General features: G+C 71.4%; 18 protein-coding genes and 1 tRNA gene. 9 read left to right on the top strand and 10 right to left on the bottom strand.

The features are described 5' to 3' along the window. Nucleotide 1: 1 nt before the first annotated feature. Entirely contained in the window at nt 2-1,543 is a 1,542-nt protein-coding gene (locus VF330_RS25320; protein WP_330854210.1) for a glycoside hydrolase family 13 protein, read from the bottom strand. Nucleotides 1,544-1,844: 301 nt separating this feature from the next. Between VF330_RS25320 and VF330_RS25315 the strand changes: the two genes are divergently transcribed. Continuing rightward, a tRNA-Gln gene (locus tag VF330_RS25315) sits at nt 1,845-1,917 on the top strand. A gap of 107 nt (nt 1,918-2,024) precedes the next feature. On the opposite strand, the gene VF330_RS25310 is transcribed toward VF330_RS25315, so the two are convergent. After that, nucleotides 2,025-2,765, bottom strand: coding sequence for an inositol monophosphatase family protein (locus tag VF330_RS25310; RefSeq protein ID WP_330854169.1), 741 nt, complete (start codon nt 2,763-2,765; stop codon nt 2,025-2,027). A 56-nt stretch (nt 2,766-2,821) separates the two neighbouring features. Here VF330_RS25310 and VF330_RS25305 point away from each other — a divergent pair, with 56 nt between their 5' ends. Together VF330_RS25305 and VF330_RS25300 are read left to right on the top strand one after the other, a co-directional pair. Then, nucleotides 2,822-3,790, top strand: coding sequence for an ArsR/SmtB family transcription factor (locus VF330_RS25305; protein WP_330854168.1), 969 nt, complete (start codon nt 2,822-2,824; stop codon nt 3,788-3,790). A gap of 2 nt (nt 3,791-3,792) precedes the next feature. Continuing rightward, nucleotides 3,793-4,542 carry a DUF1684 domain-containing protein gene (locus tag VF330_RS25300; protein ID WP_330854209.1) on the top strand — a complete coding sequence of 250 codons (750 nt, stop codon included), beginning with the start codon at nt 3,793-3,795 and terminating at the stop codon, nt 4,540-4,542. Here the strand turns inward: VF330_RS25300 and VF330_RS25295 are convergent. After that, on the bottom strand, nt 4,539-5,441 hold the full coding sequence (locus VF330_RS25295) for a hypothetical protein (protein ID WP_330854167.1): 903 nt from the start codon (nt 5,439-5,441) through the stop codon (nt 4,539-4,541). The two genes, VF330_RS25300 and VF330_RS25295, sit on opposite strands and share 4 nt — an antisense overlap. Nucleotides 5,442-5,622: 181 nt before the next feature. Next, a complete protein-coding gene (locus VF330_RS25290; protein ID WP_330854166.1) occupies nt 5,623-6,639 on the bottom strand; it encodes a LacI family DNA-binding transcriptional regulator in 1,017 nt (338 codons plus the stop codon). 164 nt (nt 6,640-6,803) lie between these two features. Here VF330_RS25290 and VF330_RS25285 point away from each other — a divergent pair, with 164 nt between their 5' ends. Further along, nucleotides 6,804-9,521 carry an AfsR/SARP family transcriptional regulator gene (locus tag VF330_RS25285; protein ID WP_330854165.1) on the top strand — a complete coding sequence of 906 codons (2,718 nt, stop codon included), beginning with the start codon at nt 6,804-6,806 and terminating at the stop codon, nt 9,519-9,521. Nucleotides 9,522-9,607: 86 nt separating this feature from the next. Here VF330_RS25285 and VF330_RS25280 read toward each other — a convergent pair whose 3' ends face one another. The 4 genes from VF330_RS25280 to VF330_RS25265 all read right to left on the bottom strand — a co-directional run bounded on the left by VF330_RS25280 (nt 9,608) and on the right by VF330_RS25265 (nt 13,507). Further along, on the bottom strand, nt 9,608-9,979 hold the full coding sequence (locus VF330_RS25280; RefSeq protein WP_330854164.1) for a hypothetical protein: 372 nt from the start codon (nt 9,977-9,979) through the stop codon (nt 9,608-9,610). A gap of 46 nt (nt 9,980-10,025) precedes the next feature. After that, nucleotides 10,026-11,528, bottom strand: coding sequence for a sigma-70 family RNA polymerase sigma factor (locus VF330_RS25275; protein ID WP_330854163.1), 1,503 nt, complete (start codon nt 11,526-11,528; stop codon nt 10,026-10,028). A gap of 350 nt (nt 11,529-11,878) precedes the next feature. Next, nucleotides 11,879-12,769 (bottom strand): hypothetical protein, encoded by an 891-nt coding sequence (locus VF330_RS25270; protein ID WP_330854162.1) that lies wholly within the window; start codon nt 12,767-12,769, stop codon nt 11,879-11,881. A 78-nt stretch (nt 12,770-12,847) separates the two neighbouring features. Next, entirely contained in the window at nt 12,848-13,507 is a 660-nt protein-coding gene (locus tag VF330_RS25265) for a GntR family transcriptional regulator (protein ID WP_330854161.1), read from the bottom strand. Between the two features lie 76 nt (nt 13,508-13,583). Here VF330_RS25265 and VF330_RS25260 point away from each other — a divergent pair, with 76 nt between their 5' ends. The 5 genes from VF330_RS25260 to VF330_RS25240 are packed head-to-tail and all read left to right on the top strand — an operon-like array spanning nt 13,584 to nt 17,532. Next, entirely contained in the window at nt 13,584-14,102 is a 519-nt protein-coding gene (locus VF330_RS25260) for a YbhB/YbcL family Raf kinase inhibitor-like protein (protein ID WP_330854160.1), read from the top strand. Nucleotides 14,103-14,142: 40 nt separating this feature from the next. Beyond that, the gene (locus VF330_RS25255; RefSeq protein WP_330854159.1) at nt 14,143-14,811 is read left to right on the top strand and encodes a DUF1345 domain-containing protein; all 669 of its coding nucleotides are present in this window, start codon (nt 14,143-14,145) and stop codon (nt 14,809-14,811) included. A 48-nt stretch (nt 14,812-14,859) separates the two neighbouring features. Next, on the top strand, nt 14,860-16,038 hold the full coding sequence (locus VF330_RS25250) for a mannosyltransferase (protein WP_330854158.1): 1,179 nt from the start codon (nt 14,860-14,862) through the stop codon (nt 16,036-16,038). A 13-nt stretch (nt 16,039-16,051) separates the two neighbouring features. Further along, complete coding sequence (locus tag VF330_RS25245) at nt 16,052-17,293, top strand: glycosyltransferase 87 family protein (RefSeq protein ID WP_330854157.1); 1,242 nt, start codon at nt 16,052-16,054, stop codon at nt 17,291-17,293. Next, entirely contained in the window at nt 17,278-17,532 is a 255-nt protein-coding gene (locus VF330_RS25240; protein WP_330854156.1) for a Smr/MutS family protein, read from the top strand. The genes VF330_RS25245 and VF330_RS25240 overlap by 16 nt, the downstream gene beginning before the upstream one ends. 6 nt (nt 17,533-17,538) lie before the next feature. On the opposite strand, the gene VF330_RS25235 is transcribed toward VF330_RS25240, so the two are convergent. Continuing rightward, nucleotides 17,539-18,267 carry an MHYT domain-containing protein gene (locus tag VF330_RS25235; RefSeq protein ID WP_330854155.1) on the bottom strand — a complete coding sequence of 243 codons (729 nt, stop codon included), beginning with the start codon at nt 18,265-18,267 and terminating at the stop codon, nt 17,539-17,541. A 92-nt stretch (nt 18,268-18,359) separates the two neighbouring features. Continuing rightward, nucleotides 18,360-18,620 (bottom strand): hypothetical protein (locus tag VF330_RS25230; RefSeq protein WP_330854154.1); only part of this gene is annotated, 261 nt, incomplete at its 5' end.

The raw sequence follows: 18,620 nt of genomic DNA, 5'->3' as shown, positions 1-18,620 counted from the left end.
GTCAGAGCCTCCACCACAGGGCGGTGTCGGGTGGGAGCAACAGCCGGTCGTCGCGCACGCCGTAGTACGACGAGGCCAGCAGCACCGAGCCCGGGTCGGGCAGTTCCACGACGGCGCCGGACAGGTTCACCGCGCAGGCCACGCCGTCGCGTTCGAACCACAGGACGCCGTCCGGGCCGTCGACCCAGGTGAGGTCGACGCCGACGGCCGGGTTCTCGCGGCGGACGCGCAAAGCGGTGCGGTAGAAGGACAGCATCGAGTCCTGGTCGCCCGTCTGGGCCTCGACGCTGAGCTTGGCCCACTCGGCGGGCTGCGGCAGCCACGAGCCGCCGGTGCCGAAGCCCAGCGACGGGCCGGAGCTCGTCCACGGCAGCGGCACGCGGCAGCCGTCGCGGCCGCGTTCGGTGCGGCCGGAGCGTTCCCACATCGGGTCCTGCAGCACCTCGTCGGGCAGGTCCAGCACCTCGGGCAGACCCAGTTCCTCGCCCTGGTACAGGTACACCGAGCCCGGCAGCGCCAGCATCAACGCCAGCGCGGCGCGCGCACGGCGTACGCCGGTCTCACCGCCGCCGTAGCGCGTCACGTGCCGTTGTACGTCGTGGTTCGACAGCACCCACGTAGTAGGCGCGCCGACGGGGGCGACGGCCGCGAGCGACGAGTCGATGACCGAGCGCAACGCGGCGGGGTCCCACGGGGCCGTGAGGTAGTGGAAGTTGAACGCCTGGTGCATTTCGTCGGGACGCAGGTACATCGCCGTCCGCTCGGCGGAGGGCGTCCACGCCTCGGCCACCAGCACGCGGTCGCCGGGGTAGGAGTCGACGACGGCGCGCCAGTCGCGGTGGATCTCGTGCACGCCGTCCTGGTCGAAGAACGGCAGCGGCTCGGTGCCCAGCAGCTTGAGCTGGTCGGCGTGCCCGATGTCCGGCAAGCCCGGTGCCTTGACCATGCCGTGCGCCACGTCCACGCGGAAGCCGTCGACGCCGAGGTCGAGCCAGAACCGCAGGACGTCGCGGAACTCCTCGTGCACCTCCGGCAGCTCCCAGTTCAGGTCCGGCTGCTCGGGAGCGAACAGGTGCAGGTACCAGGACCCGTCGGCCACCCGCGTCCACGCCGGGCCGCCGAACACCGACTCCCAGTCGTTCGGCGGCAGGTCGCCGACCCCCTCGCGGAAGATGTACCGCTCACGGCCGCACCCGGCCAGCGCCTCCTGGAACCAGGCGTGCCGGTCGGAGCTGTGGTTCGGCACGACGTCGACGATCACGCGGATGCCGGCCTCGTGCGCGTCGGCGACCAGCGCGCGCACGTCGTCGAGGTCGCCGAACTGCGGGTCGACCGCGCGGTAGTCGGCGACGTCGTAGCCGCCGTCGGCCATCGGCGAGGCGTAGAACGGCGTGATCCAGACCGCGTCGACGCCCAGGTCGCGCAGGTGGGGCAGGCGCGAGCGGATGCCGGGCAGGTCGCCGACGCCGTCGCCGTCGGAGTCGGCGAAGCTGCGCACGTAGACCTGGTAGATGACGGCGTGTCGCCACCAGTCCTGGGACATGTCCATGCCTTCCGCTGGGGTGTGTCAGCGGTCCAGGAAAGACGTTGCAAAAGTTTTCCGCAAGTCGGCTTGGGATTTGACGTTGTTCGCCGCGAATATCTGCAAACTTTTGCAGCACGCGATAATGCGTTGCGCCCGCCTGACGTCATCCGTCAGAGTGGTTCTCGTCGAACCTCGGAGAGGAGCCAGCCGTGATGCATCAGCACCCGCGCCACCAGCACCTCTGGTGCTCCTCGGCATGAGCTGACCTCATGTCCCGGGGAGCCGTCCCGTCGCCGCAGCGACGAGGCGGCTTTTTTGATGCCCGTTGGTCCAATCGGCACGGACGCCGCGCTCTGGTCGCGGAGATCGAGGTTCGAGTCCTCGACGGGCAGCTGTGGCCGAAGCCGAAGCAGTCGAGGCGCCAGGTCGTGGTCCTGGTCGAAGCCGGTGCGAGTCCGGTCGGTCACCCCACGCGCGGGATCCGGCGATCACCAGGGCCTCATGAGCCCGGGGTGCCTGGTTCGACACCAGGACGCGCGACCAGCAGGTCGAGGAAGGCGTCGTGCAGCAGGGCGTTGGACGCCAGCACGACGTCGTCCCCGACGACCGTCACCCGCCCGCCGGCCTCCTCCACGAGCACCGGCAGGCACGCCAGGTCGAACTCGTCGAGTCCGGCGCCCGCGGCGACGACCACGTCGACCCGGCCGGTGACCAGCCGCAGCGCCGACAGCGAGTTGTCCACCACCACGCCACGGTCCAGCACGGGCTTCTCCCTGCCGTGCAGGCAGATGCGCGCACGATCCACGGAGTCCTGAGTGGACACGTGGGCCACTTCTTCAAGCCCGCCTCGGAAAACCCGGCAACCCATGCCCCGGCCCGCCGCCATCGTGACCCCCAGCGACGGCATCGCGGAGACGGCCAGCGCGCCCTCCAGGGCCAGGTCGACGGAGTAGGTCGGTCGCCCGCGCACGAAGTCGGCCGTGCCGCTGATCGGGTCGACCAGCCAGCGCCTGCCGGAGGTTCCCGGCTTCTCGGGGCGTTCCTCGCCGTGCACGCCGTCGGCGGGCACCGCCTCCGCCAGCCGCCGGCGGACGAGGTCCTCCACCGCGAGATCGGTCGGGGTGACCTCGCTGCCGTCGTCCTTATGGTGCACGACCGGGGACCCTGCGACGAACGCCAGTTCCGCCACCTTCCCGGCCTCCCGGGCGATCCGCAGTGCGAGGAGCATGTCGGTCCACATGCCGGCGAGCTTGCCGGGGCCCGCGGCAGGCCGGAACTGATGTAGCGTTGTGCTACATGATCGAGTTCGTCCTCGGCGAGAGCGACCTGGCGGACGTGCGGTTCGCCGTGTCGCCGCTGAGCGAGCTCACGCTGAGCCTGCGCGTGCTGAAGGACCCGGCCAAGTACCCGCTGCACCTGCCGTGGGTGCGCCGGGTCCGCGACGTCGACGCCGAGGTGCTGCTGGCCCTGTCCACCGATCGCGGCTGGACCCCGGACTTCCTCAGCCCCCGCCCGAGCACGCCGTTCACCCGGATCGAGGACGAGCTCGCCGCGCTCGGCGAGATCTCGACGCGCGTGATGAGGCGCGATCTCCGCGCGGTGCTCGGGGACGTGCCGTCCGTGCTGCGCGACCGAGACCGTGTCCTGGAAGCGTTGCGCCACTACTGGGACATCGCGCTCGCCCCGCACTGGGACCGCGTGCGGGCGGTGCTCGAAGCCGACATCGCCCACCGCGGCCGGGAGATGGCGCGGCGCGGGCTGGCGGCGATGCTGTCCGGCATCTCCGGGCGGATCACGTTCGCCAGTCCGGTCGTGCGGGTGCGGATCGCCGGCGTCGAGCCGTGGCGGCAGGAGGCCGGGGGACACGGGCTCACCCTCGTGCCGAGCGTGTTCACCCGGCACACGGCCGTGCCCGTCGACCACGCCGCGCCGCCGTTGCTGATCTACGCGGCCCGTGGCGCCGGCACGCTGTGGGAGACCGGCCGCGACCCCGCGCCCGCCGCGCTGGCCGGTGTGCTCGGCCAGGTGCGGGCCGACCTCCTCGTGGGCCTGGACGAGCCGCGGTCGTCGACGGACGTCGCGCGCCGCACCGGCGTCACGACGTCGGCGGTGAACCAGCACCTCAGGGCGATGCGGGCGGCCGGTCTGCTGGCTTCCCAACGGCACGGCCGCAGCGTCGTCTACGCGAGGTCCGAGCTCGGCGACGCGCTCGTGTCCCATTCAGTGGAACGGGGAAGTGTGGCGGCGGGTACCCGGTTGGCATGAGCATGAGCGGATTCGCGGAGGACTGGCAGACCTGGAAGACCGACCGGGAGAACGCGCTGGCGGACCCGTACGGGTGGCTGGCGCTGGTGTCTCTCGACTGGCTGGAGACGACCCCGCGCGCCTATGACGGCCTGCCGGGCGAGTGGTGGCAGGACGACGACGCCGCGTACTGGCGGGAGGACGGGAAGGAACCGCAGCGGTTCGAGCTCGTGCAGAGCGGTCCCGGCACGCGCGTCGCCGCCGGGGACGTGGAGATCGAGATCGCCCGGCGCGGCGGGTACCTGATCCGCGTGCACGACCCCAAGGCCGAGGTGCTCCGGAACTTCCACGGCGTGCCGTCGTACGAACCGCAGCAGCAGTGGGTGCTGCAAGGCGTCTACGAACCGTTCGACGAGCCCGTGCCCACGACCGTCGGTGCGGTCGTGGAAGGCCTGAGCCACGTCTACGAGGCACCGGGCCGTGTGCGGTTCACGCACAACGGCACCGAGCACACGCTGACCGCGTTCAACGGGCGCAACGGCGGCCTGAACATCCTCTTCACGGACGAGACCAGCGGCGTCACCACGTACGCGGCGAACCGGTCGCTGGCCACCACCCCGGTGGACGGTCACGTCGAGCTCGACTTCAACCGCGCCACCAACCTGCCGTGCGCCTTCACCGACTTCGCCACCTGCCCGCTGCCTCCCGCGGGCAACCACCTGCCGTTCGGCGTCGAGGCGGGCGAGAAGATCCCGCACGAGCGCGCGAGCTAGCCCTTCTCACACCCGACGCCGTCGCCGTTGTCGTCCAGCTCGTAGACGTCGGGACCGAGCACGCGGACCGGGCCCGTCACGTAAGCGGGTCCGTCCTCCGTGCCGCCCTCGCAGTCGACGTCGGACGTGATCGGGACGCACGGGCTGTAGCTCGCGTGGCAGCTCGGTTGCTGCGCGAGCTGGGGATCCGGCGTGGGCTGCGGGCTCGAGCTCGGCTGGGGCTGCGGCTGCGGGTCCGGCTGGGGCTTCGAGACCACCGGAGACGCGACGGTGGTCGTCTTCGCGGCGGTCGTCGTAGCGGGGACGGGCGCCAGGGTCGACGTGGTGGTGCTCGTCGGCGCCTCGACGGTCGTAGTGGTGGTGGATGCGGCCGTGGAGGTGAGTGCGGCCGCCTCGTCCACCTCAGGGGCGTTGTTGCCGACCACCGCACTGACGATGGCCATCACGAGGAAGAACGCGGACACGCTCGCCGCGCCGATCGCCACGGGCGTCACCCACGACTGCGAGCCCGCCACCGGCACGACCGCGCCGCGCCGAACCTCGCGGGGCAGCCGCAGCTCGACCTGGAGCACCCCGTTCGCCCCGCGCCGGACCGACGCCGTGCAGCCCGTCGACCCGCCGCCGGACTCCACCTGCATCAGCAGCGGCGAATACCGTTGCGACAGCGGGAAAGCCAGCTCGCCGACGCGCTGACCGTCCAGCCGCACCTCGACGCCGCGGTGGCCCCGGTACTGCCCGGACGAGATCGCGCACCACGTCAGGTGCACGGCGACCTGCCGCGTCACGCCGGACGGAGCGCCGTAGCGGGCGAGCGTCAGCTGGTGGTGCTCCTCGCCGGTGACGGGCACCGGCACCTCGCCGGGAACCATCACGAGACCGGCGGCCGAGTTCTCGATCACTGTCGCAACTCCCTGGGAACGGGTGGGTACGGCCAGTTCCATCGAGGGACCGATCACCGCGTTACAGAGGTCGCCGATGCATCGGAGCCGGCGAAACCCAAGGAGCACAAGGCAATGCGCGATTCGTACGCGCGGTGGTGCCGCAAGCGGCCCGCGGGCCGGGGCCGAGTGGCCGAACCCGTCAGGCGCTCGCCCGCTTGACCAGCGAGGTCGGCAGCAGCAGCGACGGCGGCAGGCCGGCCTCGCCCGCGAGCTCGGCCAGCAGGCGCCACGTCATGGTGCGGCCCAGTTCCTCGACGTCCTGGCGGATGGTGGTGAGCGGGGGCGTCGCGGTCGCGGCGAACACCGAGTCGTCGAAGCCGATCACGGCGACGTCCTCGGGAATGCGCTTGCCCTGCTGGTGCAGGACCTGGAGCGCGCCGAGCGCCATGATGTCCGCGGCGACGAACACCGCGTCGATGTCGGGCGCCTTGCGCAGCAGGCGTTCCATCGCTCGTGCGCCGCTCTCGGGCGTGAAGTCGCCGTGGGCCACGAGGTCGGCGGCGATCCTGCCCTCGCTCAGGCCGCGCTTGAACCCGCTCAGCCGGTCCGCGCCGACGGCCATGTCCTCCGGCCCCGCGACGGTGGCGATGCGCTTGCGCCCCAACGAGACCAGGTGGCGCGCGGCTTCGAGCGCGCCGCTGAAGTTGTCGGCGTCGACGAACGGCACGGTCCTACCGAGCGGGCGCCCGCCGGAGACCACGGGCAGGCCGATCTCGGCCAGCATGGGCACCAGCGGGTCCTCGCCGTGCAGGCTCACCAGCAGCGCGCCGTCGACGTGGCCGCTGCTCAGGTACGAGACCAGGTCCTCGGTGTCGGACGGCTGGCTCATCATGAGCAGCAGCTGCACGTGGCGGCCGGCCAGTTCCGAGTGGACGCCGCGCAGGACGCCCGCGAAGAACGGGTCGTTCAGCACCCGGCCGGTCGGCTCGGAGACCACCAGCGCGATCGCGTTGGCGCGGTGGCCGGCCAGCGCCCGCGCGGCCTGGTTGGGGGAGTAGCCCAGCTGGGCGATCGCCGCGTGCACCGCCTCGCGGGCCTTGGCGCTGACGTACTGCTCGTCGTTGATCACGCGCGAGACGGTCGACTTGGAGACTCCCGCGACCCGCGCGACTTCTTCGATCCGCGGGCCGGGACGTCGTTTCGCCGTCTCGGTCATGCGGTCATCCTAGGCTGCCTCGCCCGTCCACGATCGTGTCACCCGGACGTGTCCCATCTCGGTTCTCCCTCTTCACGGCGGTGTGGCACAAGTTTCGAAGATCGTCCGCACAAATTCCGCACAGCCGCGCCGAGTTCTGGCACCATGCCCCCCGAGGAGGTCAGTTGCGGTATCGGCTTCTGGGACCGCTGCAGATCTGGCGTGGGGGCGTGGAACTGCGGCTGGGCGGGCCCCGGCAAAGAGCACTGCTGGCAGCGTTGGCTCTGCACGCCAACGAGACGGTCAGTGTCGAACACCTGAGTGACGCGGTGTGGGAATCTCCACCCGCGGCACCGGACTCCAACATCCGCACGTACGTGGCGGCCCTGCGCAAGCTCGTGCAGGACGACCTGGTGACGGTGCCCGGCGGCTACCGGCTGAAGGTGCCGCCCGACGACATCGACGTCGGCGTCTTCGCGCGGCTCTGCGCCGCCGGGGACGAGGCGCTCAAGCAGGGCGACCACCGCACGGCGGTGGCCAGGTACGGGGAGGCGCTGGCGTTGTGGCGCGGCCCCGCCCTCGACGGCCTCACGGTCGGGGCGCGCCTGGTCGCCGAGCTGACGCTGCTCCAGGAACGGCGGCTCACCGTCGCCGAGCAGCACGCGCGGCTCGCGATCGAGCTGGGCCAGGGCGAGCGGCTGATCGCCGAGCTGCGGCGGCTCACCAAGCAGTTCCCCCTGCGGGAACAGCTGTGGCTGCAGCTCATGCACGCGCTGCACCGGGCGAGCCGCCCGGCGGAGGCCCTGCAGGCGTTCGAGGACGTGCGGGTCCTGCTGGCCGAGGAGCTGGGCACCGACCCCGGCCACGAGCTGCGGGAGCTGCACGAACGGCTGCTGCGCGGCGACGAGCCGCGCCCGGCGCTGAACACGCTGCCGCGCGACGTCGCGGACTTCACCGGGCGCGCGGCGGAGATCGACCGGCTGACCAGGGCCGTCACCGGGAAGTCGGCGGTCGTGATCTCCGCGATCGACGGCATGCCCGGCGTCGGCAAGACGACGCTGGCCGTGCACCTCGCACACCGGCTGGAGTACCCGGACGGTCAGCTGTTCATCGACCTGCACGCGCACACGGCGGGACGTGCGCCCGTGGAGCCGACGGACGCGCTGGACGTGCTGTTGCGCGCGCTCGGCCTGGACGACATCCCGGTCAGTCTCGACGAACGCGCCGCCATGTGGCGTGCGGAGCTGTCGCGACGACGGCTGCTCGTCGTGCTCGACAACGCGGCGAGCGCCGACCAGGTGCGGCCGCTGCTGCCGGGCGTGCCGGGCTCGCTCGTGCTGGTCACGTCACGGGCGCGGCTGGTCGAGCTGGAGGGCACCTCGACGCTCACGCTGGACGTGCTGTCCGAGGCCGAGGCGCTGCAGCTGTTCGCCACGATCGTCGGCGACGACCGCGGCACGGACGAGGCCGCGCGCGAGGTCGTCGAGCTGTGCGGCCGGCTGCCGCTGGCCGTGCGCCTGGCCGCGGGCCGGTTGCGCAGCCGTCCGACGTGGACCACCGCCCACCTCGCGACGCGGTTGCGCGAGGGACGATTATCCGAACTGGACGCGGTGTTCGCGCTCTCGTTCGGCCAGCTCCCCGACGGCCACCAGCGGCTCTTCGGCCTGCTGGGACTGCACCACGGCACGGACTTCGACGTCGACCAGGCGGCCGCGCTCGGCGAGCTCGACCTGCTGGAGTGCGACGGGATGCTCGAGGACCTCGTCGACGTGCACCTGCTGGAGGCGACCACGCTCGGCCGCTACCGCATGCACGACCTGCTGCGGCAGTACGCGCAGTCCCAGGTGGACTCGTCGCGCGAACCGCTGACCCGGCTGCTCGACCACTTCCTGGACACCGCGAACCAGGCGACACGGCTCATGTCGCCCGCCGCCCGCCGGTACGAGGTCGACATCACCTACCGCCCGGTGTCGCGGCTCGTGCTGCGCGACTACGACCACGCCGTGGAGTGGCTGGAGACCGAACGGCAGACGCTCGTGGCCGCCGTGGCGTTGTCGTTGGACGGTGGCTGGCACACGCACACATGGCAGCTCGCGCGCGCGATGACGTTCTTCTGCATGGTGCGCGGGCACACGCGTGACTGGGCCACGATCAACGAACTGGGGCTCGAGGCCGCGAAGGGCAACCCCGCGGCGCTCGCGATCACCACGAAGAACTACGCGATGGTGTTCTGGCAGACCGCGCAGTACCCGAAGGCGATCCACTACAACGAGCGCGCTATAGAGATGCTCCGCGAGCTGGGCGACCTGCAGGGCGTGGCGGGCACGCTGAACAACCTGTCGCTGGTCTACCGCAGCATCGGCCGCAACGCCGAGGCCGCCGAGCTGCTCGAACAGGCGATCACGGTGGCGCGGGAGCTCGGTGACCGGCACCTCGAGTCGCAGGCGATGAGCAACGTCAGCAACATCTACAGCGCGGCCGGGCGCTACGACGAGGCGTTGCGGGCGTGCACGTCCGCGCTGGCGTTGATGCGGGAGCTGGGCAGCCGCCGTGACGCCGCGGACACCCAGAGCGCGCTGGGCATGATCCTGCACGCGATGGGCCGGCACGAGGAAGCGCTCGAGGAACTGACGGCGGCGCTGGCGGCCGTGCGCGCGATCGGTGACGTGACGACGGAAACCGTGGTGCTGAACTACCTCGGCGACGTGCTCACGGCGGCCGGACGTCCGGCGGAGGCCGTGGCGCCCTTGCAGGAGGCGCTGGAGCTGGCCGAACGCATCGACGACCCGCGTGAGGCCGCGAACGCCCACAAGCACCTCGCCCGCGCCGTCGCGGACCCGGCCGAGGCCGCCCGCCACCAGCGGGAGGCCGACGCCCGGTTCGCCGCCCTAGGTACCGGCTGACCGCGGGCCGGGCCTGCCGCCGTGGAGCACGGCACCGCGCGGCAGCCCGTCCCGCAGCAACGGCAACAACCCGGGATGCTTGCTCATCAGCACCGCCGCCGTGCCGTGCGCTGCTGGAGGCGGCGGCAGAAACGGGGCGACAGCGGCAGTCCGAGGTAGGCGTCGGCACGCGGCCCGTAGACCACCTCGTCACCGGCGCCGCACCACGCGGCGGCGACCGGTGCGCCGTCCAGCCACACGAACCCCTCGACGTACACGCCGCCCTGGTGGCGCGCGGCCTCGCTGAACGCGTCGCTGAACGTCACCTGCGGCTGCAGGCGGGTGCGCGCGTCGGCGGACCACCACGTGCCGACGTCGAGGACCAGCCCCTCCACGCTCGCGTGCGCCCAGTCCGAGTCGTCGACGAGCGTGCGGAAGGGCGCCTCCAGGCCGGTGAGCGCCGCCGTGAGCTCCTGCACCCGCCCATGGTGCGGCGTTCCGCCGGTTCCCGCCGTCCGAAGTGGACTAGCTGATCGTGACGGGGATGCTCACCTCGACCGGTCCCGCCACGCCGGAGATGACCCCGTCGCCCGCCTTCGGACCCGCCTGCAGCCGCGCCCGGTAGGTGATCGTCTGACCGGGAGCGAGCGTCTGCCCGCCGCCGTCGCACGTGACCGTGCCCTTGCCCGCGGGGCAGCCGACGAAGCCCGCGTTCACCTTGCCCGGACCGACGGTCTTGACCTTGTCGGGCATGGTCAGCGTCAACGTCGGCAGCGTCGTGGGCGCCGAGCCGTTGTTGGTGATGCTGATGTTCATCTCATTGGCGGGACCCTCGGTGGTCATCGCGATGCTGCTCGGTGACGCGGCGCCCGACAGCGGGGCGCTGTTCGCGGGCACGAACCCGGTGGTGGTCGTGACCACCACCTCCGTGGTCTCGTTCTCGATCGTCTGGACGCCCGACTCCACGGGGCCGTTGGACCCGGCGGTGGGCGCGTTGCTCGCGTTCTTCGTGGTGCCGGGCTTGCCGGGGTCCTGCTGCGCGGACCCCGCGACGGTGCTCGACGTCAGCACCGGTGCCGCGCCGGGGGTCGACGTCCCGGAGTTGTCGGAGGAGACGACGCCGGAGGCCGCGACGACCACGACGGCGGCGGCCGAGGCGGCGACGCCCAGCCAGGACGACGCGCTGAGCGTGATGGCCGCGCCCTTGGTCGCGGTCGCGGCGGCCGCGAGGTAGCCGGTGGTGCCCGTGCCGAGCACGATCGGCGCGACGAGACCGCGCAGGGCGGCGTTGACGTCGGACAGCTCGCTGGCGAGCTTGCGGCACTCGGCGCAGTCGTCCATGTGCTCGTCGAGCTGGACGGCATCGCGCCCCTTGAGCCCGCCGCGCGTCCACGAGCCGAGCTTGGTCACGGTGGCGCGGCACCGTTCCTCGGGTTCCTGCGCGACGTGCGCCTGCAGGAACGCCTTGCGCAGACCCTCGCGCGCCCGGAACGCCATCGCCGAGACACCGTTGGGCGTCAGTCCGAGCAACGGCGCGATCTCGCCGGGCGACTGGCCCTCGATCGCGGTGTGCCACAGGACCGTCTGCCAGCGCTCGGGAAGCGTCGCGAACGCACTGGCGGCCAGCGCCTGGTCGAGGTCCTCGACCGCCTTGTCGCGGAACGGCACGCTGGTCGCCTTGGCGGCGCCGGGCACCTCCTCGACGTTGCCGGCGAGCTCGAGCCGCTTCTCCTTGCGCGTCCTGTCGTACGCCGCGTGCCGCACCGCCGTGAGCAGGTACGGCCGGAAAGCGCTTCCTGGCCCGCCGCCGGACCGCAACGCGGCGAGGACCTTGGCGAACGCGTCGGAGACCAGGTCGTCGGCGTCCGCGGAGGACGTCGAGAGCTGCATCGCGAGGAGGCTCGCTGATCGGAAGTGGCGTTCGTACAGCTTGCCGTAGGCCTCTACCTTGCCTTCACGAACGGCATCTATCAGATCCGAGTCCGAGGGCGGTCGACCACGCTGCCCGATCAAAGAATGCCGCCTCACGTCATGCCTGGGGTGATACGCGGACCCTATCGAGAGTAGTCAACACGAACAATCCACGCATCCGAACTTGATGTAATAAAAAGACGATCTGGGCTGTCCGGACGTGCCCGACACGGGCCTGATGGCCCTGGTGCCAGGCGTGAGCGGCGTACCGGGCGCGGTCACGTCCGGAATTCGGACACGGTTCCGCGCGAATCGAACGGCGGGTGGCGGGCGGGGTCATCAACCGTCCGAATAGGACTGGACAGGGAAGTGGACGGAATTCATTTCGTGGCCGATGGTGTTTCGGAAGCCGGGTCACGGGCGTGACCCGGTCCCCCGTCTCCGCGGAGAAGTGCGGCTCGTACGGTTCAGAGCCGGTCGGCGCTCTCGTAGAGCGACCGCACCGCACCGGTGAACGCGAACCCGGTCAGGTCGGTGGTCACGAGGTCCTCGTCCATCGTCCCGCGGCTGGTGACGGAGAAGATCGTGCCGCGGCCGGTCGCCCGGTCGAACCCGCGCAGCCACGGACCGCCGCTCGACCCGCCCGCGAGGTCGCAGTCGGTCTGCCACGACGACGTAACGGAGTTGACCTTCGCCGTCGCCGGCCGGTCGCACGAGACCAGGGCCTCGCCCCTGTTCAGCGCGGACACCGGGTAGCCCAGCGTGGTGGTCCTGATCGGTGAGGCCACCTCGTCGAACGAGATGTCCTGCGTCCCGGCCACGTCCTCGACGTGCCGGCCGTCCACGGCGTCGAAGGCGACCACCGCGTCGTCGTCCTGGCCGCTGGTCGGGCCCTTGTAGGTGTCCGGCCAGGCGAACGCCCGCGCCGCGAACACGCCGTGCGGGGCCGTGCCGTGGTCGTAGCCCGGCACGAACACGACGTTCACGATCTTGATCGGGTTGTCCCACCGGTCGAGGCCGCCGTTGACGCAGTGGCCCGCGGTCAGTGCCACGTCCTTGGTGGCGCTCGGCACGACCGTGGCCGTGCACGAGAGATCGTTGCCCGTGGATGTGGTCGCGAACAACCGGCCCACGCCGGCGGGCGCCGGTCCCTCGTACGGGCGGGAGATCTTCTCGGCGGGCGGCACGTCGCCCTCGCCGACCGCCTTCATCCGTTCCGGTGTCCAGTGGGCGAGCGCCGCGGCCCTGTCGGTTTCCGCGATCTTCGTGACGACCTGACCGGCGGCGTGCGCGGGCGTCGCCGCCACGAGTGCCGCTCCGATGACCACGCCGGCCGTGCTCCATGCTTTCCAGCTCATGACCGGGGGACGTTCCACACGGGACGAGTGTTCCGCGAGAACCGCCGACGGGTTCTCAAACCAGACCTGAGGATGAGATCAGCGGTCGTCCAGCACCACTTCCAGCCGGGCCGTGAACGCGATCATCGCGCGCAGCCCCGCCTCGGCGCCTTCGGCGTCGCCCTCAACTGCGGCCGTGACCAGCGCCTGGTGCGCCTGAGCCATGGCCTCCTGGTCCGGCATGTCCGGATCGCCCGGAACCGGGCGGGCCCAGCGGCGGTAGAGCTCCGCCTCGTCCCGCAGCGCCTCGGCGGCCTCGCGCAGCAGCGGGTTCGCGCACCCGGCGAGCAGCACGTGGTGCAGTTCGGTGTGCGCGTCGAGCCAGTCCTGGCTCTCCGGGTCGTAGGGCGTGTGCCGGAACGTGTGGTGCGCGGCGATCAGCTGTGACTGCCAGCCCAGGCCGCCGTCGGCGATGGCCCGCCGCAGCGCCAGCGACTCCAGTTCGGCGCGCGCGTCGCACACCAGCGCGAGTCCTTCCTGGGACACGGTCCGCACCTGGAAGCCGAGGTGCGGCTCCGACGTGACCAGGCGCAACGCCGACAGCCGCAGCAACGCCTCGCGGACGGCGCCCGTGCTCACGCCGTAGCGCTCGGACAGCTGCGGGAACTTCAGCCGCTCGCCGGGCCGCAGGCGTCCGCCGAGGATGTCGGAGCGGATGAGTGCCTGCACGTTCGCGCTGCGGGTGGCCGGGGAGTTCACGGACTGGATCATACGACAGTTGACAACGCTGCTAACTTTTAAAAGTACAAAGATCCGTCAAAAGTTGGAGTGAGTTGTGCACGATCCCTTCGCGTCGCTGCCCCCGGTGCCGAGCTTCGAGCTGACCAGCGCGGACGTGGCCGGGGACAGCCCGCTGCCCCCGGCGCAGTACGCGGCCATGAGCGGCCGGCCCGGCGCCGCCGACGTGTCACCGCAGCTGTCGTGGTCCGGCTTCCCGGCCGGGACCAGGAGCTTCGTGGTCACGATGTTCGACCCGGACGCGCCCACACCGTCCGGCTTCTGGCACTGGGTGCTGGCCGACGTGCCCGCCGGCGTCACGTCGCTCGCCTCGGGCGCGACCCCGCCGAGCCCCGCCTTCGCCGTCGCCAACGACGCGCGCGTGCAGGGCTACCTGGGGGCCGCGCCGCCCGCCGGGACCAAGCACCGGTACGTGATCGCGGTGCACGCGCTGGACGTCGAGTCCGTGGGCCCGCTGGGAGTCGGGCCCGAGTCCACGCCGGCGATGCTGTCGTTCTCCGTCCTCGGGAACACGCTGGCCCGCGCGGTGCTCGTGCCGTGGGGCGGCGACGCGTAGAACAGGTCGTCGGCGGGCGGGTGCGGTAGCTTCGCCGGTCATGCCGGATGATCTGCCGTCCCGCCCGCCGACCGACCGGTTCGTGCTGACCAGGACCGTGGTCGTGGTCGCGCTGGCGGCGGGTCTCGTCTGCGGCCTCGCCGTCGTGGTCACCGGCCACGCCGAGTTCGGGCCGCTGGTCGGCTGGAACGTCGCGACCCTGGTCTACCTCGTCCGGGCGTGGGTCGTCATCTGGCCGATGGACGCCGAGGAGACCGCCCAGCACGCCGTCCGCAACGACCCCACGCGCCGGGTCGCCGAGGTGCTGCTGATCGTCGCCGCCCTCGCCAGCCTGGTGTCCGTCGGCTTCGTGCTCGCCCGTGCCGCGCACACCACCGGCGCGTCCGAACTGCTGCGCGTCGGGCTCGGCGTGTTGTCCGTGGTTCTGTCGTGGACGGTCGTGCACACGATCTTCACCCTGCGCTACGCCCGTCTCTACTACTACGGCGCGGACGGCGGCATCGAGTTCAACCAGCCCGAACCGCCCGGCTACGGCGACTTCGCCTACGTCGCGTTCAGCATCGGCATGACGTTCCAGGTGTCCGACACGAGCCTGTCGGGCAGCGAGATGCGGCGCACGGCCCTGAAGCACGCACTGCTGTCGTACCTCTTCGGCACGGGTGTGCTCGCCACCACGATCAACCTGGTGGCGAGCATCAGCAGTCAGTGAACCCTGTAGGTTGGGGCTCGCTGGTGCTCCTTCGTGGGGGAAGAACGCGTGATTGAGGAGCGGGCGCTGAGGTTCGCGCCGCTGCTGCTGGTGGTGTCGGTCGGCATCCACGTCTGGCTGCTCGGCAACCCGGCGGACTGGCAGATGATCGACCTGAAGGTCTACTGGAGCCTCGCTCCCAACCTGCTGACCGGCCGGCTCTACGAGATCAGCATGCCGTTCACGGCGGACTTCCCGCTGCCGTTCACCTACCCGCCGTTCGCGGCGATGGTGTTCCTCCCGCTCTCCGCGCTGCCGTGGGTCGTCGCGCGGATCGTCTGGCAGGCGCTGTCCCTGGTCTGCCTGTGGTGGCTGGTGCGCACGGCGCTGAAGCTCCTCGCGGCCCGGCTGGAGCAGCCGTTCGACGCGACGTGGTCGCGGCGCGCCCTGCTGTGGACGGCGCTGTTCGTGTGGGCCGAGCCGGTGCGCAAGACCCTCGACTTCGGGCAGATCAACCTGCCGCTGGTCGCCGGGGTGTTCGCCGCCGTGGTCGCGACCCGGCAGTCGGTGGCGGGCCTGGGGGTGGGCGTCGGTGCCGGGCTGAAGCTGACGCCCGCGATCTCCGCGCTGTACTTCCTCGCCACCCGCCGGTTCGCCGCGGCGGCCTGGTCGGTCGCGGGCTTCGCGGTCACCGTGGCGCTCGGGTTCCTCGTGTCGGCCGCGGACTCGTGGCGCTACTGGTTCGAGCTGCTCGGCGCCGCGGACCGGGTCGGGCCGGTGGGCTCGGTGATCAACCAGTCGCTGCGCGGCGCGTTGTCCAGGACGCTCGGCCACGACGTGCGGATGTCCTGGCCGTGGCTGCTCGCGGTGGGCGTGTCGGCCGTGCTGACCGCACTGGCGTTGCGTGCCGCCGTGCGCGCGTCGGACACGCTTGCCGCCGTGGTCGTCGTGCAGCTGTTCGGGCTGCTGATCTCGCCGATCTCGTGGAGCCACCACTGGCTGTGGGTGCTGCCGCTGGTGCTGTGGCTGGTCTACGACCGCCGCAGCCCGGTGCTCGCGGTCGTGTGGGTGGTCGCGATCGGCTCGGACCTGATCACGGTCCTGATCGACCTCCAGCCGTCCATCTGGGAGATCCCGAGACCGTGGCCGCTCGCCGCGCTCGGCTGGCTCTACCCGGCACTCGCGCTGCTCACCCTCGCGGTCACGCCGAAGCTGCTCCGCGCACGCGCTCCGCTCCCCACGACGTAGAAGGCAGATCACGGTGCACGTCCTCGGGAAGCTGGAGCGGTGGCTGCTGGCCGTCGCGCCGTGGCTGCTGGTGATCTCCCTGCTGCTGCGCACGTGGGTCCTCGTCACCGGTTTCGGCAACGACTCCATGGACCTGCGCGTGTACTGGTCGTTGGCGCCGCACGTGCTGACCGGCGACCTCTACGAGGTGGTCTCGCCGTTCTCGCCCGCGGACTTCCCGTTGCCGTTCACCTACCCGCCGTTCGGCGCGCTGGTGTTCCTGCCGATGACGTGGCTGTTCTGGGGCGCGGCGCAGTGGAGCTTCCGCGTGCTGTCGGTGCTGTGCCTGTACTGGCTGGTGCGCACGGCGCTGCGGCTGGTCGCGGGGGAGGGGTGGACCTCCGACGCGCGGCGGTGGCGGCTGCGGGCGCTGCTGTGGACCGCCGTGCTGCTGTGGATGATGCCGGTCTTCCACACCTTCGAGTTCGGGCAGATCAACCTGGTGCTCGCGGCGGTCGTGCTGGCCGCGCTGGTGGCCCGCGACGACCGTGTCGCGGGCGCCGGCATCGGGCTGGCGTCCGGCGTGAAGCTCGTCCCCGCGATCTCGGGCCTGTACTTCCTCGCGACCCGCAGGTGGGCCGCGGCGGTGTGGTCGGCGGCCGCGTTCGCGGTGACAGCCGGGCTCGGCTTCCTGGTGGACTTCGACCAGGCCGAGCGGTACTGGTTCGTCCTCTTCGGCGACGCCGGCCGGGTCGGGCCGATCGCCACCGCGCACAACCAGTCCCTGCGCGGCGCGTTGTCCCGTTCGCTCGGCCACGACGTGGCGACGTCGTGGCCGTGGGTGGTCGCGGCGGCGCTGGCGGTAGTGATCGCGCTCTTCGCGCTGCGGGCGGCCGTGCGATCGGGCGACGCGTTGATGGGCGTGCTGACCGTGCAGTTCCTCGGCCTGCTGCTGTCGCCGATCTCGTGGGACCACCACTGGGTGTGGGTGGCGCCGTTGCTGATCTGGCTGGCGTACGAGCGGATCGCGCGATGGGCGCGGGTCGTGCTGCTGTCGGTGTGGTGCCCGGTGATGTTCCTCGACGTGATCGCGTTCCAGCTCGACCGGCAGCCGACGATCTGGACCGCCGGCCGCCCCGGCTGGCTGTCGGCGCTCGGCTGGGCCTACCCGGCGTTCGCGGTGCTGACGCTGGTCGTCGTCGCGGTCGCGCTGCCCGCGCGCCGCGCGGTCCGGGAGGAGGCGGGACTATCGTCGGCCTCGTGCCGGAGAAGCTGACCATCGACCTGCACCCGGTCTTCCGCAACGACCAGGACATCGACCAGGCCGTGCGCGCCGCGCTGTTCCGCGCGGCGGGGCAGCGGGTGCCGCTGCTCGAGATCATCACGGGCAAGGGGTCCGGCACGCTGCGCGGCCGCGTGCTCGCGATGCTGAAGCAGCCGCACGTGCGGAAGCTCTACCGCCGGGTGGAGGTCGCCCCCGGCAACGACGGAATGGTGCTGGTGCACCTGAGGTGACGCGCCTCAGCGGTGCTCGGGCCGCCGGGCCTCCGCCCGCCGCATGACGCGGTCGAGCAGCTCGGCGTCCTCGCGCGCCTCCTCGTCCGACGTCGTCAGCGCCAGCAGGAAGATGATGATGACGCTGAACCCGGCACCGCCGATGATCAGGGTCGTGATCAGCTCCTGGGAGTTGTCGATGATGACCGGCGCGGCCGCGTCGTGCGTCATCGACATGGCGCTCATGCCGGTGTAGTGCATGCCCGTGACGGCGACGCCCATGACGAGCGCCGCGCCGAGCACCGCGAGAGGTCCGCGGACGGTCCTCGTGAACCACAGCGCGGCGGTCGCGGCGACGACGGCGATCACGACGGACAGCGCCACGACGACCATGTTGTAGGAGACGTCGGCGCCGATGACGATTCCGGCCATGCCGGTGTAGTGCATGGCGGCGACACCGAGGCCGGTGACCAGACCGCCGACGAACAGCGGCCGCCAGCGGTCGTGGCTCTCGTTGTCCAGCCGCAGCACCAGGAACAGGCCGATGCCGACGACGACGATCGCGACGAGCATGCTCAGCAGCGTGACGGGGATGTCGTAGGCGACCGTCGCGCCCATCCACGTGCCGAGCATCGCGGTGAAGTGCATGCCCCAGATGCCGAGGCCGCCGATGGACACGGCGGCGACCACGAGCCACCACTTGCGTGACGCGCCGGTCGCGTTCCGTGCGCGTTCACTCGACAGGAGACCGAGCACGGATCCCAAGCACGCCACTACATACGCGGTGATCGGCGAGGCCGTCCCCATGTCCATCCCCATGTCCATACGCGGATGGAAACATTCTGAAACTATGTACGCAAGGCCTGTTTGGACAGTCGTGACCTGGAGTCGGCGAGCAGGACGCCGCGCGTGCCGGCGACGCGTTCGTGCCAACCTCGTTGGTCACGGCGGAAAACCGGGAGCACGAACGTCCACAGTGCCACCGCGGAGATCACCACGAGGTCCACGAACACCATGTCGATCAGCGGTGATACGACAGTCGCATAGGTCAACAACCCGGTGACACCCAGGAGTTCCCTGACCACGATGCGTACGGGGTTCGCCGGAGC

Source organism: Lentzea sp. (assembly GCF_036380075.1).
Lineage (GTDB): Bacteria > Actinomycetota > Actinomycetes > Mycobacteriales > Pseudonocardiaceae > Lentzea.
The sequence above is the reverse complement of the archived record's forward strand: the minus strand, read 5'-3'. Positions and strand labels throughout refer to the sequence as shown.

Coding starts and splice junctions, on each gene's coding strand:
- VF330_RS25305 (WP_330854168.1), top strand. CDS start 2,822: ATGATCGAGTTCGTCCTCGGCGAGAGCGACCTGGCGGACGTGCGGTTC.
- VF330_RS25320 (WP_330854210.1), bottom strand. CDS start 1,543: ATGTCCCAGGACTGGTGGCGACACGCCGTCATCTACCAGGTCTACGTG.
- VF330_RS25270 (WP_330854162.1), bottom strand. CDS start 12,769: ATGAGCTGGAAAGCATGGAGCACGGCCGGCGTGGTCATCGGAGCGGCA.
- VF330_RS25300 (WP_330854209.1), top strand. CDS start 3,793: ATGAGCGGATTCGCGGAGGACTGGCAGACCTGGAAGACCGACCGGGAG.
- VF330_RS25290 (WP_330854166.1), bottom strand. CDS start 6,639: ATGACCGAGACGGCGAAACGACGTCCCGGCCCGCGGATCGAAGAAGTC.
- VF330_RS25255 (WP_330854159.1), top strand. CDS start 14,143: ATGCCGGATGATCTGCCGTCCCGCCCGCCGACCGACCGGTTCGTGCTG.
- VF330_RS25310 (WP_330854169.1), bottom strand. CDS start 2,765: ATGTGGACCGACATGCTCCTCGCACTGCGGATCGCCCGGGAGGCCGGG.